Source organism: Streptomyces sp. NBC_01451 (assembly GCF_036227485.1).
Lineage (GTDB): Bacteria > Actinomycetota > Actinomycetes > Streptomycetales > Streptomycetaceae > Streptomyces.
In genome coordinates this window covers 9,010,851-9,025,310 of record NZ_CP109479.1, presented here as the reverse complement: position 1 = coordinate 9,025,310, position 14,460 = coordinate 9,010,851, and the positions used below count along the sequence as shown (strand labels likewise).

General features: G+C 70.7%; 13 protein-coding genes. 7 read left to right on the top strand and 6 right to left on the bottom strand.

The annotated features are described in order from the left end of the window. The first annotated feature begins 111 nt into the window (after positions 1 to 111). The 3 genes from OG595_RS39795 to OG595_RS39785 all read left to right on the top strand — a co-directional run bounded on the left by OG595_RS39795 (position 112) and on the right by OG595_RS39785 (position 3,360). A complete protein-coding gene (locus OG595_RS39795; RefSeq protein WP_329280846.1) occupies positions 112 to 1,080 on the top strand; it encodes an acetylxylan esterase in 969 nt (322 codons plus the stop codon). A 121-nt stretch (positions 1,081 to 1,201) separates the two neighbouring features. Further along, the gene (locus OG595_RS39790; RefSeq protein ID WP_329280843.1) at positions 1,202 to 2,368 is read left to right on the top strand and encodes a serine hydrolase domain-containing protein; all 1,167 of its coding nucleotides are present in this window, start codon (positions 1,202 to 1,204) and stop codon (positions 2,366 to 2,368) included. A gap of 170 nt (positions 2,369 to 2,538) precedes the next feature. Continuing rightward, positions 2,539 to 3,360: an alpha/beta fold hydrolase gene (locus OG595_RS39785; protein ID WP_329280842.1), complete on the top strand. Its 822-nt coding sequence runs from the start codon at positions 2,539 to 2,541 to the stop codon at positions 3,358 to 3,360. On the opposite strand, the gene OG595_RS39780 is transcribed toward OG595_RS39785, so the two are convergent. The 6 genes from OG595_RS39780 to OG595_RS39750 form a co-directional block, all read right to left on the bottom strand. Continuing rightward, positions 3,350 to 4,129, bottom strand: coding sequence for a class I SAM-dependent methyltransferase (locus tag OG595_RS39780; RefSeq protein WP_329280840.1), 780 nt, complete (start codon positions 4,127 to 4,129; stop codon positions 3,350 to 3,352). The two genes, OG595_RS39785 and OG595_RS39780, sit on opposite strands and share 11 nt — an antisense overlap. A gap of 419 nt (positions 4,130 to 4,548) precedes the next feature. Further along, positions 4,549 to 6,453, bottom strand: a complete 1,905-nt coding sequence (locus tag OG595_RS39770; protein ID WP_329280838.1) for a hypothetical protein — start codon at positions 6,451 to 6,453, stop codon at positions 4,549 to 4,551. A gap of 269 nt (positions 6,454 to 6,722) precedes the next feature. After that, entirely contained in the window at positions 6,723 to 7,517 is a 795-nt protein-coding gene (locus OG595_RS39765) for an SDR family NAD(P)-dependent oxidoreductase (protein ID WP_329280836.1), read from the bottom strand. Further along, positions 7,514 to 8,815, bottom strand: a complete 1,302-nt coding sequence (gene hisD / locus OG595_RS39760; protein ID WP_329280835.1) for a histidinol dehydrogenase — start codon at positions 8,813 to 8,815, stop codon at positions 7,514 to 7,516. Before hisD ends, OG595_RS39765 begins: the two co-directional genes overlap by 4 nt. A gap of 37 nt (positions 8,816 to 8,852) precedes the next feature. Next, the gene (locus tag OG595_RS39755) at positions 8,853 to 9,803 is read right to left on the bottom strand and encodes a VOC family protein (RefSeq protein WP_329280833.1); all 951 of its coding nucleotides are present in this window, start codon (positions 9,801 to 9,803) and stop codon (positions 8,853 to 8,855) included. Continuing rightward, positions 9,800 to 10,765 (bottom strand): fumarylacetoacetate hydrolase family protein, encoded by a 966-nt coding sequence (locus tag OG595_RS39750; RefSeq protein WP_329280831.1) that lies wholly within the window; start codon positions 10,763 to 10,765, stop codon positions 9,800 to 9,802. The genes OG595_RS39755 and OG595_RS39750 overlap by 4 nt, the downstream gene beginning before the upstream one ends. A gap of 226 nt (positions 10,766 to 10,991) precedes the next feature. On the opposite strand from OG595_RS39750, the gene OG595_RS39745 reads away from it, so the two are divergent. Genes OG595_RS39745 through OG595_RS39730 form a run of 4 tightly spaced genes read left to right on the top strand, consistent with a single transcriptional unit; the run spans position 10,992 to position 14,453 of the window. After that, positions 10,992 to 11,297: an antibiotic biosynthesis monooxygenase family protein gene (locus tag OG595_RS39745; RefSeq protein WP_329280829.1), complete on the top strand. Its 306-nt coding sequence runs from the start codon at positions 10,992 to 10,994 to the stop codon at positions 11,295 to 11,297. Positions 11,298 to 11,338: 41 nt separating this feature from the next. After that, positions 11,339 to 12,463: an FAD-dependent monooxygenase gene (locus tag OG595_RS39740; protein WP_329280827.1), complete on the top strand. Its 1,125-nt coding sequence runs from the start codon at positions 11,339 to 11,341 to the stop codon at positions 12,461 to 12,463. Further along, on the top strand, positions 12,460 to 13,464 hold the full coding sequence (locus tag OG595_RS39735; RefSeq protein WP_329280825.1) for an amidohydrolase family protein: 1,005 nt from the start codon (positions 12,460 to 12,462) through the stop codon (positions 13,462 to 13,464). The genes OG595_RS39740 and OG595_RS39735 overlap by 4 nt, the downstream gene beginning before the upstream one ends. Then, a complete protein-coding gene (locus OG595_RS39730; RefSeq protein ID WP_329280824.1) occupies positions 13,461 to 14,453 on the top strand; it encodes a cyclase family protein in 993 nt (330 codons plus the stop codon). Before OG595_RS39735 ends, OG595_RS39730 begins: the two co-directional genes overlap by 4 nt. Positions 14,454 to 14,460: the final 7 nt, after the last annotated feature.

Genomic DNA, 14,460 nt, shown 5'->3' with positions numbered 1-14,460 from the left:
AAAGGTGTGCGGGTCCGGGCCCGCGCTTGAGGCCTGGCGGGTCGCCGACCCTCCCACGTACGGTGTGATCATCCGCAAGCGCTTGCCACTACCCCACAAAGGCGGTCCGACATGGCCCAGTTCGACCTCCCCCTGGACGAACTCCAGGAGTACCGCAGCGAGTCCGCCGAGCCCGAGGACTTCGACGCCTTCTGGTCCAAGACGCTCCAGGAGACCCGGGAACACGACCTGGACGCCCGTTTCGAGCCGGTGGAGACAGGGCTGACCACCGTCGAGGTGTACGACGTGACGTTCGCCGGATTCGGCGGTCACCCGGTGAAGGGCTGGCTGCGACTGCCCGCCGGGACCTCGGAGCCGCTGCCGGTGGTCGTGGAGTTCATCGGGTACGGCGGCGGACGCGGTCTGCCGCACGAGAACCTGTTGTGGGCGTCGACCGGCCGCGCCCACTTCGCCATGGACACGCGCGGCCAGGGCAGCGCCTGGGGCGGCGGTGGCGGTACGGCCGACCCGGTGGGCAACGCGCCCTCGTACCCCGGATTCATGACCCGTGGCATCGACGCCCCCGAGAACTACTACTACCGGCGGGTGTACACGGACGCGGTGCGTGCGGTGGAGGCGGCCCGCTCGCATCCGCTGGTCGACCCGGCGCGCACGGTGGCCCTCGGCTCCAGTCAGGGCGGCGGGATCACGCTCGCGGTCGGCGGGCTGGTGCCCGATCTGGTCGCCATCGCCCCGGACGTGCCGTTCCTGTGCGACTTCCCGCGCGCGGCGACCCTCACGGACCGCCATCCCTACCGCGAGATCGGCAGCTATCTCAAGACCCACCGGGGCCGCACCGCGGACGCGCTGAGCACGCTCGCCTACTTCGACGGCGTGCACTTCGCAGCGCGCGGCCGGGCCCCTGCGCTCTTCTCGACGGCCCTGGAGGACCAGACCTGCCCGCCGTCGACCGTCTTCGCGGCCTTCAACGCCTGGGCGAACGACGACAAGAAGATCGAGGTCTACGACTTCAACGACCACGAGGGCGGCGGCCCGTTCCAGGAGGCCACGAAGGTGGGCTGGCTGCGCTCGTACGCCTGACGGGCCGGTACGCGGAACTGGTCGTTTCCGACGCCTTCCGCGCGATCCGACCAGTCGGTATGTTCGTCCGTGCCGGGTCACAGCGTCGTGGCCCGGTGTTCCGGCGGACCACGGAGGGCCCATGTCCGAGCACGTGCCACATGTACACGGCGACTGCGACGCACGCTTCTCGGCGGTGCGCACGGCGTTCGAGGAGAACTTCCGCGACCGCGGGGAGCTGGGCGCGGCGGTGAGCGTCACGGTCGGCGGCGAGACGGTAGTCGACCTCTGGGCCGGCTGGGCCGACGGAGGGCGCACACGCGCGTGGGAGCGCGACACGCTCGTCAACGTGTGGTCGACGTCCAAGGGCCCGGTGGCGCTGTGCGCGCACATCCTCGCCGACCGGGGGCTGCTCGACCTCGACGCCCCGGTGGCCGCGTACTGGCCGGAGTTCGCCGCGGCCGGCAAGGAGGGCGTGCTCGTACGGCATCTGCTGTCGCACCGGGCGGGTCTGTCCGGCCTGCGTGAGCCGCACTCGCTCGCCGACCTCTACGACTGGGAGCTGACAACCGGCCGACTGGCGGCGACGGAACCCTGGTGGGAGCCGGGGACGCGGTCCGGCTATCACGCGCTGACGTACGGCTTCCTGGTCGGTGAGGTGGTCCGCCGGGTGTCGGGGCTACTCCCGGGCGCCTTCCTGGAGCGGGAGGTGACCGGGCCCCTGGGCATCGACTTCACCATCGGGCTGCCGGAGAAGGAGGCCGGACGGGCCGCCGAACTGGTGCAGCCACCGGCCGCCTCGACCAGCGAACAGGCCGCGGTCTTCGCCCAGTTGACGCCCACGGCGATCGCCGCCCTGGCCAATCCCCTCACGGGTCCGGCGGTGGCGAACAGCCCCGAGTGGCGGGCCGCCGAGATACCGGCGGCCAACGGCCACGGCACGGCACGCGCGATCGCCGCGCTGTACGGCGTCTTCGCCGGACAGGGCTCGTACGGCGGCCGGCGCGTCCTCTCCGCCGAGGCGGCCGAGCGGGTGCGCGAGGGGCAGGGCAGCTGCCGCGACCTGGTGCTCGGCGCCGGTTTCGGCCACGACACGGAGATCGCGCTCGGGCTGTGGCTGAGCGGCCCGGGCGGCTCCTACGGGCCCAACCCGAGGGCGTACGGCCATGACGGATTCGGCGGTTCCTGCGGGCTGGCCGACCCGGACGGCGGAGTGTCGATGGGGTATGTGATGAACCGCATGGGTCCCCATATCGCCGACGACCCGCGGAAGATGGCGCTGGTCGACGCCCTGTACAGCGCACTCTGACCTAGGTAAGGACCGCAGTGCATATGTGAGTCGTACAGGTCGGGTGGCAGGTGTAGTCAGATGACAGATTCGGTGAAGGCGATGTGCGCATAGCTTCGAGGCATGACATCCGACGGTGCGCAGCGGACCGGGCGTCCGTCGGATGATGTCCAACGTCTCGAAAGGCACACATGAGTACGTTCACCACCTCCGACGGCACCGAGATCTTCTTCAAGGACTGGGGCACGGGACAGCCGGTGGTGTTCAGCCACGGCTGGCCGCTGAACGCCGACACGTGGGACGGCCAGTCCCGCCTGGTCGCCGAGCACGGCTTCCGGGCCATCGCGCACGACCGGCGCGGGCACGGCCGTTCCGCGCAGCCCTGGCAGGGCAACCACATGGACCAGTACGCGGACGACCTGGCCGAACTGATCGAGTCGCTCGACCTCGACAACGTTATCCTCGTCGGCCACTCGACCGGCGGCGGCGAAGTGACCCGCTACATCGGCCGCCACGGGACGGGGCGCGTGGCCAAGGTCGTGCTGCTGGGCGCGGTGCCGCCGCTGATGCTGAAGACCGACACCAACCCCGAGGGCACGCCCATCGAGGCCTTCGACGGTATCCGGGCGGGCGTCGAGGCGGACCGTTCGCAGTTCTACTGGGACCTCAGCGAGGCCTTCTTCGGCTTCAACCGGCCGGACGCGACCCCGTCCGAGGGCATGCGTCGCGCGTTCTGGCTCTGGAGCATGCAGGTCGGGCTGAAGGCCGCCTACGACTGCGTCAAGCAGTTCTCGGAGTCCGACTTCACCGAGGACCTGGGCCGCATCGACGTCCCGACGCTGATCGCGCACGGCGCCGACGACCAGATCGTGCCGATCGCCGCGTCGGCGGAGAAGACGGCCCAGCTGGTCAAGGACTCGACGCTGAAGGTCTACCCGGGTGCCCCGCACGGCCTGGTGGGCGACTTCGAGAAGGCGTTCAACGCCGACCTGCTGGAGTTCATCAAGAGCTGACGGGCTGTCGCCCGGCGGGTGTCCGCGTCGCCACCACCATCCGGCAGCGCGGACTGCCGTCCGGCCTGCGCCCGAACTCGGGCAGGGCGCGGGTCTCCACGTCGAAGCCGGCGTACGCCAACTCGCGTCGTACGTCGGCCAGCCGGAAGGCCCGGTAGTACATGACGAACGGAGGCTTCCACACGGCGTTGCGGATCCTCATCGCCGCGTCGAAGCCGAGCAGCGCCCAGTAGGCGCGCGTTCCCGGGCGGGCCGGGGCCACGACGGGGAAGGCGAAGCGCCCGCCCGGCCGCAGCACGGAGTGGACCTGGGCGAACAGCCCCGGCAACTCGCCCGGCAGGAAGTGCCCGAACGCCCCGAAGCTGACGACCAGATCGAAGGCGGGGGCGGAGCCGGACGCGGGGGCGAAGGGCAGGGCCCGGGCGTCGCCGCGTACCAGGGCGGCGCGCGGCCCGCCGGGACGTCCGCCCGCCCCCGCCCGCCGCCGGGCCACCTCCAGCATGCCCGCGCTGATGTCGATCCCGGTGACGCTCCCCCGGCACACCCCTTCCAGCACCGCCAGTCCGGCGCCGGTGCCGCAGCACAGGTCGAGGCCGTCGTCGAAGGGCCCGAGCGGGGCGAGCGCCGACGCCACCGCGTCGAGGATCGTGTCCGGTGTACGGAACGGGGTGTGGTCGAACTTCGGCGCGAGCAGGTCGTAGCCGTGCTCGACGGACGACAGCGCCTGCACGGCGAGTTCACGGAGGGTGGGGCCTTCGGGGCTGAACATCGGCCCAGCTTAGGGCGCGTGGACGGGGCGGAACCGTGGAGAACGTCGTGTTCAGCGGTCCGGTCGCGTTCCGGCCGTACCCCGGGAAGGCGATCACCGAGGCGATCCCGCGCGGTGTGTCCCGGGTCTTCGAGGACTTCCGGTACGGGCGGGAGACCGGCGCTCCGGACAGCCGTGACCGCGCGCTGGTGTTCAGGGCGCGGGTCGGCGAGCGCGGGATTCAGGGCTGCGACTTCCCGCACCTCGACGAGGCCGGTCTGATCGCCGAGCTGACGGTCAAGGTCCGTCCGCTGTCCGTCCGCTGTCCGCCGCGCGGGCGCTGTCGGTGGCCATGGTCGCCGGGTTCGAGTGGATCGCGCGGCAGGCGCAGGAGGCCGGGTCCGCGTGAGCGGACCCGGGGTCTCCTCCCGAGGAACGGCTCACCCCACGGTCAGTGCGATCGCTCCGGCGTACGTCTGCCCGGCCACGACGGGTGTGACCGTCCCGTCGACAGTCATGGTCAGCTTCTTGCCGCTGGGTGCCTCGACCGCCGCGTCGGCCGCGAGGGTGAGCTTCGTCAGGTGCGAGGTGCCGGTGACCGTCCAGGTGGAGCCGGCGCCCAGCGCGACTATCACGCCGTTGTTCACCGCCGCCCGCGTCGTGTTGGTGACCTCGCCGAGCTCGTAGAAGTTGGACGCGTCGATCGTGGAGACGTGGTGCCGGGTGCTGGAGGCCGAGATGACGCCCCGCACGCTGCTGTCGTCGAAGGTGAGGACCATGTTCTTGCCCTTGCGCATGCCGTTGTAGAAGTCGCCCTTGAGCGCGATGGAGGTGAAGGTGGCGGCCCCGTCGGTGGTGTGGACGGCGGTGACGTCGAAGGCGGTGTCCTTGGCGGGGTCGCCGGTGGGCTCGGTGTAGACGCCGACGTTCATCATCCTGCCGTCGACGCGGACCGGGCCCGGGTCGTCCAGTTCCATCATCTGAAGGACGATCCCGTTGCGCGGGTTGAGGCGGGCGCCCCGGGAGCCGTCGACCGTGATCGTGGTCCGCTGGCCCTTGTTGAGGAAGGTGGCCTTCTCGGAGTTGACGACAGTCCCGCCGTCGAGCGTCAGCGTTCCGGCGCCGAAGAACATGTAGCCGAAGTGCCCTGAGTTCACGACCGTGTTCCGGGCCGGTACGGCCTGCAACTCGGCCTTGCTCAGGCCGAGTTCGAGTTCGGCGTTGAGCGCGGCGACGGCTTCGCGCGTGCTGTCGCCGTAGTGCACGTTCGCCGCGGGGCCCGCGATGATCGTCGCGTAGCTGCCGACGTCGAACCGGGAGCCGAGGACGCGGACCGTCGCGTCGCCGATGGCGTAGGTGCCGTAGCCGTACGAACCGGTGTTGCCGACCCGGCTGTTGACCACCGTCAGTTTCAGGCCCTGGCCGCCCTCCACGGACAGCGCGCCCCAGGTCTCGGAGAACACCGTCGAGTCGAGGTAGGTGGCCCGGCTCCCGGCGCCGATGAGGTTGGTGGCGCGGACGTTTCCGTCGAGGCCGAGCATCCAGGGCACCGACTGCATGTACGGCGTCTCCACGGTGGCCTGGTAGTCGGCGGGCAGGACGCCGTTGCGGGTGTGGATCCGGGAGTTCTTGACGACGACGTTCGCGCCGGCGTCGGCGATGACACCGGTACGGACGACGCCCTTGGTCGTGATGCGCGCGCCGTCGACGACAAGAGTGGTCGCGGCCCCGGCGCCGACCACCGCGGCACCGTATCCGGCGAAGTCGCAACGCCCGTTCCCGGTGAGGGAGATGACGGGCCGTTCCAGGGTGTAGTCGGCGTCCTTCACGTACACGCCGTCGAAGCACTCGCCGGTCGAGGTGATCGACACGTCCTTCGCGACGGTGTCGGTGAGCCGGCCCCCGATGACGCTGGTCAGCACGGACTTGGCACGCTCCACGCCGTCGGCGTCCACGTAGAGGGCCTGGCGGAAGGGGAAGGTGAGTGTCTCGTAGGTCACCGGGTTCGCCTCGGCCACCGTCAGGACGACGTCGCCGCGATATGTGCCGGCCTGGATCAGCGTCCGCGTGCCGCCGGTGGCGGTCAGCCGCTGGCCCGTCTCGACGCCGTCGACGGTCAGGGTGACGCTGTGGCCGTCGGGGGCGACGATCGTTCCGCCCTCGGCGATGGACAGCCGGGCCACGCGGGTGGTCGCGGAGAGCTCGTACGTCTCCCCGGCGGCGACCGTGATCCGCGTGCCCCGAGCGGTCGCCGGCGCGGCGGTCGCGGAGGGCACCGGGGCCAGTACGGCACCGGCGGTCGCGGTACCGGCGATGAGAATCGAGCGTCGGGTGATCAGCGTCATGGCAAGCCTTCCCAGGGATCGAGTGCGCGACGGGATCAGAGCGGGTACGCCAGTCGCGCGGAGTTACTGTCCGGCCGCCTCGACACGGCGGCCACGGCTCGGACTCGGGGCACCGGTGGGTGCACAAGCCGAGTGAAACAGCCCTGCTCACAGGGGAGAAGGCGTTCGGCTTACACATCCCGGAACCCGATGCCTCGGATCGTGCGGCCCGGTTCATGGCGTTCACAAAGAGTGGCAACAGGGCTTGCACATCGGGCGGGTTCAGGAGGTCACGCCGGGGCGATCATGCCCGCCGACAGGTCGATGTCCGCCCCGCACAGGCCCGGCATCGCGAGCATCGCCAGCAGGGCCCGGGCCACCTCGTCCGCCTCGACGAGGCGTCCCAGCGCGGCCCGGGACACGAAGTCCCGTTCCGCCTCCTGCCGTGTGCAGCCGGTCAGTTCGGCCGTCAGACGGAAGTTGCGGTCCATGCGCGGTCCCCGAACCGGGCCCGGGGAAAGGGAGTTGACCGAGACGCCCCGCGGTCCGGCCTCACCTGCGAGGGTGCGGGTGAGGCCGAGGAGTGCCATCTTCGACGCCGTGTAGGGAGTGCGGTGGAGCAGGGGGCGCTTGCCGCTGACCGAGGCGATGTTGACGATGTCTCCGCGGCCCGCCGTCAGCATGGGCGGCAGGAAGGCCCGGCACATCAGATAGACGCCCCGCACGTTGGCGGCGAACACGTCGTCCCACTCGTCCGGTTCGATGTCGACGAGCGGTCTCACCGGACCCGCCACGCCCGCGTTGTTGACCAGCAACGACACGTCCTCGTCGGCCAGTTGATCCGCCAGCGCGCGCACCGACTCCGGGTCGGAGACGTCGCACACCGCCGTACGCGCCTCACCGCCCTCCTTGGCGATCCGGTCCGCCGCGTCGGTGAGGGCGGCCTCGTCGCGGCCGACGAGGACCACCCGGGCCCCGGCGTCCGACAGCGACGACGCGAACGCCCGCCCGAGCGGCCCTCCCCCGCCGGTGATGAGCGCCGTACGCCCACGCAGGTCGTTGCACTGGTTCGGATACGGGCTCATGCGCTGTTCCACGGCAGTTCGTCGCCCTCGGCCTTCGCCGCGCGTACGTCGCCGGAGCGGGCGTGGCCCTCGAACAGCTCGACGCGGGAGGCGCGCCCGCAGAGACGGCCGAGGAGTGCCTGCGAGGCGGTGTCGGTGACCTCCTGGTAGGTCACCGTCTTGAGGTACTTCCCCACCCACAGGCCCCCGGTGTAGCGGGCGGCACCCCGCGTGGGCAGCACGTGGTTGGTGCCGATGACCTTGTCGCCGAACGACACGCAGGTGCCCTCGCCGAGGAACAGGGCGCCGTACTGGGTCATCTTCTCCAGCGCCAGACGCGGTTCGGCGGTCAGGACCTCCACGTGTTCGAAGGCGAGGTCGTCGGCCAGCGCGTACATCTCGTCCAGGGTGTCGACGACGTGCACCTGGCCGTGGTCGCGCCAGGCCGGCCCCGCGAAGTCACGGGTGGGCATGGCGGGGAGGAGCCGTTCCACCTCGGCGATGGTCCGCTCGGCGACCTCGCGGGAGGTGGTGATGAGGACGGCCGGTGAGTCCGGACCGTGCTCCGCCTGGGAGAGCAGGTCGACCGCGCAGACGAACGGGTCGGCGTCCGCGTCGGCGAGGACGAGGATCTCGGTCGGTCCGGCGAAGAGGTCGATGCCGATCTCGCCGAACAGTTGCCGCTTGGCCTCGGCCACGTAGGCGTTGCCGGGCCCGGCGATCAGGTTGACGGGGCGCATCGAGTCCGTCCCGACCGACATCGCGGCGACCGCCTGCACTCCGCCGAGGAGCCAGATCTCGTCCGCGCCGGCCAGATGCATCGCGGCGACGGTGGCGGCCGGTATCTCACCACGGATCGGCGGTGTGCAGGCGACGACGCGCGGCACGCCCGCGACCTTGGCGGTGACGACGGTCATGTGGGCGGAGGCGGTGAGCGGGTAACGGCCGCCCGGGACATAGGCGCCGGCGGCCTGTACGGGGATGTGCTTCTGCCCGAGCCTGACGCCGGGCAGTGTCTCCACCTCGAACTCCCGCATGGAGTCCAGCTGTTGCCGGGCGAAGGCGCGGACCTGGTCCTGGACGAAGCGGATGTCGGCGATGACCTGCTCGGGCACCGACGCGACGATCTTCTCGACCTCCTCGTCGGAGAGCCGGAAGGAGTCCGGGCTCCAGTCGTCGAACTTCTCGGAGTACTCGCGCACGGCGGCGTCACCGCGCTCGCGGATGTCGGCGATGACGCCGGTCACGGTCTCGCGCACGTGGGCGAGCGAGGCGGCCACCTCGGCCCCGGGTACGGCGTGCTTCAGGATCTCTGCCACAACTGCGGCCTTTCTCAGGTGAGTTCGGGTCGGCTTCTCAGACGGGCGGCGCGACGAACAGGACGTCGGGATCGTTGAACTGCTCCTTGGCGACCGACTCGCTCATCGGATCGGCCGTCCCCCACTGGTCCTGGGTGATCGGGTCGTCGACGTCGTGACGGCCGGGATGCCACAGGTCCTCTTCGAGGACGGCGAGTTCGGTCGTGTACTCGACGGTGTTGCCGTGCGGGTCGTGGAAGTAGGAGAAGGTGTTGTCGCCGGCCAGATGGCGGCCCGGGCCCCAGGTGAGCCTGGTCCCGGCACGCAGGGCACGACCTGTGCCGCGCATGTACTCCTCGACGCCCCGCATCTCGAACGAGGCGTGGTGCAGGGAGACATGGGGTCCGCGTGCGATGGCGAAGGAGTGGTGGAGTGGGCTGCACCGCAGGAAGTACATGAGGTCGCCCATGTGGGCCGAGCAGAGGGTGTCGGTGAGCCGGAACCCGAGGTGCCGGACGTAGAAGTCCCGCAGCCCTTGCGGGTCCTGGGAGTTGACCACGCAGTGCGAGAGCCGTACGGGAATGGCCTCGCGTTCCTCGATCCTGCGGTGGGCACGGGTCGCGACCTCCGCCGACACCTCGACGACCCGCCCGTCCGGATCGAAGAAGCGGAAGCCGTAGCCACCCCCCGGGGTGTGCAACTCCGCCGGTTCGGAGACGAGTTGCACTTCCGCCCGGGCCAGTCGCAGCGCGAGTTCGTCCACGGCGGCGGTGGAGACGGCGCCGAAGGCGATCAGGTCCATCCGCTTGCGCTCGTCCTTGCGGATCCGCACGATGTACTGCTCGGGGCTGCCCTCGGCGGCGAAGAACGTGATTCCGCTGTCGTTCGCGATCTCGGTCAGGCCCCAGGTGGTGCCGTAGAAGGCACGCTGTGTGTCGAAGTCCGGTACGGCCAGGTCGACATGGCGCAGATGGGTGATGGGCCGGAAGACGGCGTCCGGGGTGCTCATGCGTGGCTCCTGACGGTGTTGCGCTGGTGTCCGAGACCGGTGACTTCCGCCTCCAGCACGTCTCCCGGTTTCAGGAACACTCCCCAGTGCGCGCCGTTGCCCGCCGGCGAACCGGTGAGGAGGAGATCGCCGGGGCGCAGGGTGGTGGTCGTGGAGACGTAGGCGATGAGCCTCGGGATGTCGAAGATCATGTCCTTGGTGGACTCGTCCTGGCGGACGACTCCGTTGTGGCGCAGGGTGATCCGCAGGTCGTTCGGGTCGCCGACGAAGGCGGCCGGGACGAGGAAGGGGCCTGTCGGCAGGAAGGTGTCGGCGTTCTTGGCGGTGAACCAGTCGGTGCCGATGGCCTTGAGGTCGGGGCGGTAGAGGCGGTCGCGGGTGGTGAGGTCGTTGCAGATCGTGTAGCCGGCGACGTGCGACATCGCCTGCTCGGCCGGGATGTTCCTGCCCGGTTTACCGATGACGAGGGCGAGTTCGAGCTCCCAGTCGTGCTGCTCGCCGAGCGCCGGGAGCACGATGTCGTCGTACGGGCCGCACATCGCGCGCGGCGAGCCGAGGAAGACGTAGGGGACGCCGTCGCGTGCCCGTTCGTCCATCATCTTCTCGGCGTCGGCCCGGGCCTCCTCGGGGGTCGCGCCGTGCACGCTCTCCTTCTCGGCGGCGACCAGATCGACCACGTGCTTGCGGTAGTTGGCGCCGCTCTGCAAAATCTGGCCGGGCTCGACCGGGGCCAGGACGCGGAGCGCCGCCAGGTCGTGCCAGGGGCCGTCGGCTGTTTCGGCGAGGTCGTGGAGGCGGGGCAGCCAGGCGTCCCACTCCTCGACGATCGCGCGCACGGAGGACACCAGGGCGGACAGGTCCCGGACGCGGGCCCCGGTGACCAGACCGGGGAAGACACGTGAACCGCTCCGACACGTGCCGAGCGCGAACGGTCCGGAATGAGTGGGCAGGGGATCGGTCACGGGCGGCTCTCCTCGCAGGGGCTGGGGGCTCGCCCTCGACGCTAGGCAGCATCGCGGGGCGGCGGAAATGGCCGTTGGCGATGCCTGCCATCACCGGTCCGCCCCGGTCCCGGTGGCATCGCCGTACGGGATGGATGACGTGCCCCTTGTCGATGCCTCGATCCGTTGACCCTGCATCCATCGCCCACGCAGGCTCGGACCACCCACCGAGGCCGAGGAGACAGCCGTGATCGTCGAGCATGCCGAGCTGACCGTCGAGGCCGGTCGTGAGCAGGCGTTCGAGGAGGCCTACGAGAAGGCCCGCACCGTTCTCGCCGAGGCGGACGGGTTCCGCTGGACCGAGCTGCTGCGCTGCGAGGAGCGGCCGGACACCTATCTGCTGCTGGTCGGCTGGGAGTCGGTCGCCCATCACACGGAGGGGTTCCGCGAGTCCGAACGGTTCGCCCGCTGGCGCTCACTGGTCGGCCCGTACTTCGCCGCGCCGCCGGTGGTCGAGCACTACAGCGAGCGCGCCGCCCGCTTCACGGGCTGACCGCCACCCCCCTGCCTGCCACTACGTTCGCAAGGATTCCCATGCCCGTTGAAAAGGTGCTCGTCGTCGGCGGCGGCATCACCGGAAGCGTGCTGTGCCTCGCGCTGGCCCAGCGCGGCGCCGACGCCGAACTCGTGGAACTGTCGCCCCAGTGGTTCGGGGTGGGGCACGGCATCACACTCCAGGGCAACGCCCTCAAGGCGCTGCGTTCCGTGGGCGTACTGGAACGGGTGCTGGCCCGGGCGGTGCCGTTCGACTCCATGCGGTTGCGCGGCGCCGACGGCGAGCTGATCACCGAGCTGCCGACGCCGCACACCGGGGGGCCCGAACTCCCTTCCACGGCAGGGGCGTTGCGGTCCGATCTACAGAACGCGTTGTGCGCCGCCGTACACGCGCACGGGGTGCGGGTCCGGCTCGGGCTGAGCGTCGAGCGGCTCGACCAGTCGGCCGACCACGTGGACGTCACGTTCACGGACGGTTCGACCGGTCGGTACGACCTGGTGGTCGGGGCCGACGGCATCAACTCACGGATGCGCGGCCGGCTCGGCATCGGTACGCGGCCCCACCCGGTCGGCATGTCGATCTTCCGTGTCGTCGCCGAGCGCCCCGCCGAGATGGACTGCGCGGAGGTGTACTACGGCGGCCCCCGCTACAAGGCCGGCTACAGCCCGATCTCCCCGGACCAGTGCTACGCCTACCTCCTCGACGAGAACCTCGACGCCTCCCTGGTCGGCCCGCGCGCGCCCCTCGGGCTGCTGCGCGAGCGCGGCGCCGGGTACGGCGGCACCTGGGGCAGGATCCTGGCCTCGCTGCCCGACGACACGGCGGTCGACTACCGCTGGATCGAGGCGATCCTCGTCGACGGGCCCTGGCATCGCGGCCGTACGGTGGTGATCGGGGACGCCGCGCACGCGTGCCCGCCGCTCATCGCGCAGGGTGCGGCGATGTGCGCGGAGGACGCGGTGCTGCTGGCCGAGCTGGTGACCGGGGAAGAGCCGGTGGACCTGGCGCTGGACCGCTTCATGGCGCGGCGGCTGCCGAGGGTGCGGATGGTGCTGGAGAACTCCCTTCAGCTGGCCGCCTGGGAGATGACGCCGGACACGCCCGGTGCCGACCCGGCGGGCATCATGTCGCGGACGCTGAACTCCCTGACGGCGGCGGCGTGAGCGGCCCCGTCGTCGACTTCCACGGCCATCTCGCGGTACCGGCAGCCGACGCCCTGTGTGCGGGCACGCCCGGACTCGCCGCCGAGCTGTCCGCCGAGCAGCGCGCCCACTCCCCCGCCACCCTCGCCGTGAACCGAGCCCAACTCCAGCACGTGTCAGCCCAGTTGACGAATGCCGGGACCAGGCTCGCCGATCTCGACGCGATGGGTGTGGACGTCCAGGTGGTCGGTCCGATGCCGATGCACCACTACTGGGCCGACATCGCGCTGGCCGCACGTCTGACCCGCACCGTCAACGAGGCGGTGGCCGCGCACTGTGCCGCGGCGCCGGAACGGCTGTTCGGGCTGGGTACGGTTCCGCTCCAGCACCCGGACCTCGCCGTCGCCCTGCTCGGCGAGGCGGTCGCCGACCACGGGCTGTACGGGATCAGCGTGTCCACGTCCGTCGAGGGACGGGAGCTGGCCGATCCGGCGCACGACGTGGTGTGGCAGCGGGCGGAGGAGCTGGGTGCGGTGGTGTTCGTGCATCCCTGGGGCTGCTCGCTCGGCTCCCGGCTGGCCACCCACTACCTCGGCAACACGGTCGGGCAGCCCGTGGAGACGACGGTCGCGCTCTCGCATCTCATCTTCACCGGCGTCCTCGACCGCTTCCCCCGTCTGAAGGTGGTGGCCGCACACGGCGGGGGCTACCTGCCGACGTACGTCGGACGCTCCGACCACGCCTGGCGGGTCCGCGAGGACGCGCGCGGCTGCCTCGAACCACCGAGCACGTATCTGCGGCGCATGTGGTTCGACTCGCTCGTCTACACTCCGCGCGCGCTGCGCCATCTGGTCGAGGAGGTGGGCGCGGACCGGGTCGTCCTCGGTACCGACTACCCCTTCGACATGGGCGTGAACGACCCGGTGGCCCGACTGCACGCCGCCGGGCTCATCGGCGCCGACCGGTCCGCCGTCGCCGGGGTCAACGCCTACGACCTGCTGCTGAAAGGACGTGTCCGATGAACCTCGGTCCGAATCCCGGTCCCGATCTTGGCCCCGTCGAGGAAGAACTCGCCAAGGCCCGTTCCGCGTACCGCAACTGGGGCCGCTGGGGGCCGGACGACGTGCTGGGCACCCTCAACCACATCGACGACGCGATACGGGCGCACGCGGTGGGACTGGTACGGCGCGGGCGGCCCTTCTCGCTCGCGCAGGAGTTCAACGAGCAGGGCCCGCAACGCGGTTTCCGGGGCCGGATCAACCCCGTCCACTACATGAAGGACACCGGTTCGGACGCGGCGGCCGGCACGCAGGGCTTTCCGCACGGGTTCGGCGGCGCCGACGACCATGTCGTGATGCCGTTGCAGGCATCCACGCAGTGGGACGGGCTCGGCCACATCTTCGACAACAAGCAGGCGTGGAACGGCCGTTCGTGCACGATCGTCAACGGTGACGGCGACTCCGTCACCGGTATCGAGCACATGAAGGACGTCTTCACCGGCCGCGGTGTCCTCCTGGACGTCGGCCGCGCGATCGGTGACGAACACGGCGAACTCCCCGACGGTTTCCCGATCCTGGAGGAGCATCTGCGCGCCACGATCGACGCCCAGGGTGCCACCTCGACCGTCCGCCGCGGCGACCTCGTCCTCGTGCGCACGGGCCAACTCGGCCGTGTACGACGGCTCGGCGACTGGGGAGGCTACGCGGCCGGCGACGCCCCCGGCCTCTCCTTCACCACCCTCGGCTGGCTGCACCGCACGGAGATCTCGGCGATCGCTGCCGACACCTGGGGACTTGAGGTCCGGCCGTACGAGTTCGCCGAGCGTGCCATGTCCCCGCTGCACCAGATAGCGATCCCCAACATGGGTCTGCCGTTGGGCGAGATGTGGGACCTGGAGGAGTTGTCGGAGGACTGTGCGGCCGACGGCGTGTACGAGTTCCTGCTCGTCGCGGCGCCCCTGCCGGTGACCGGCGCGGTGGGCGCCCCCGTCAACCCGATCGCGATCAAGTGAGTACGGA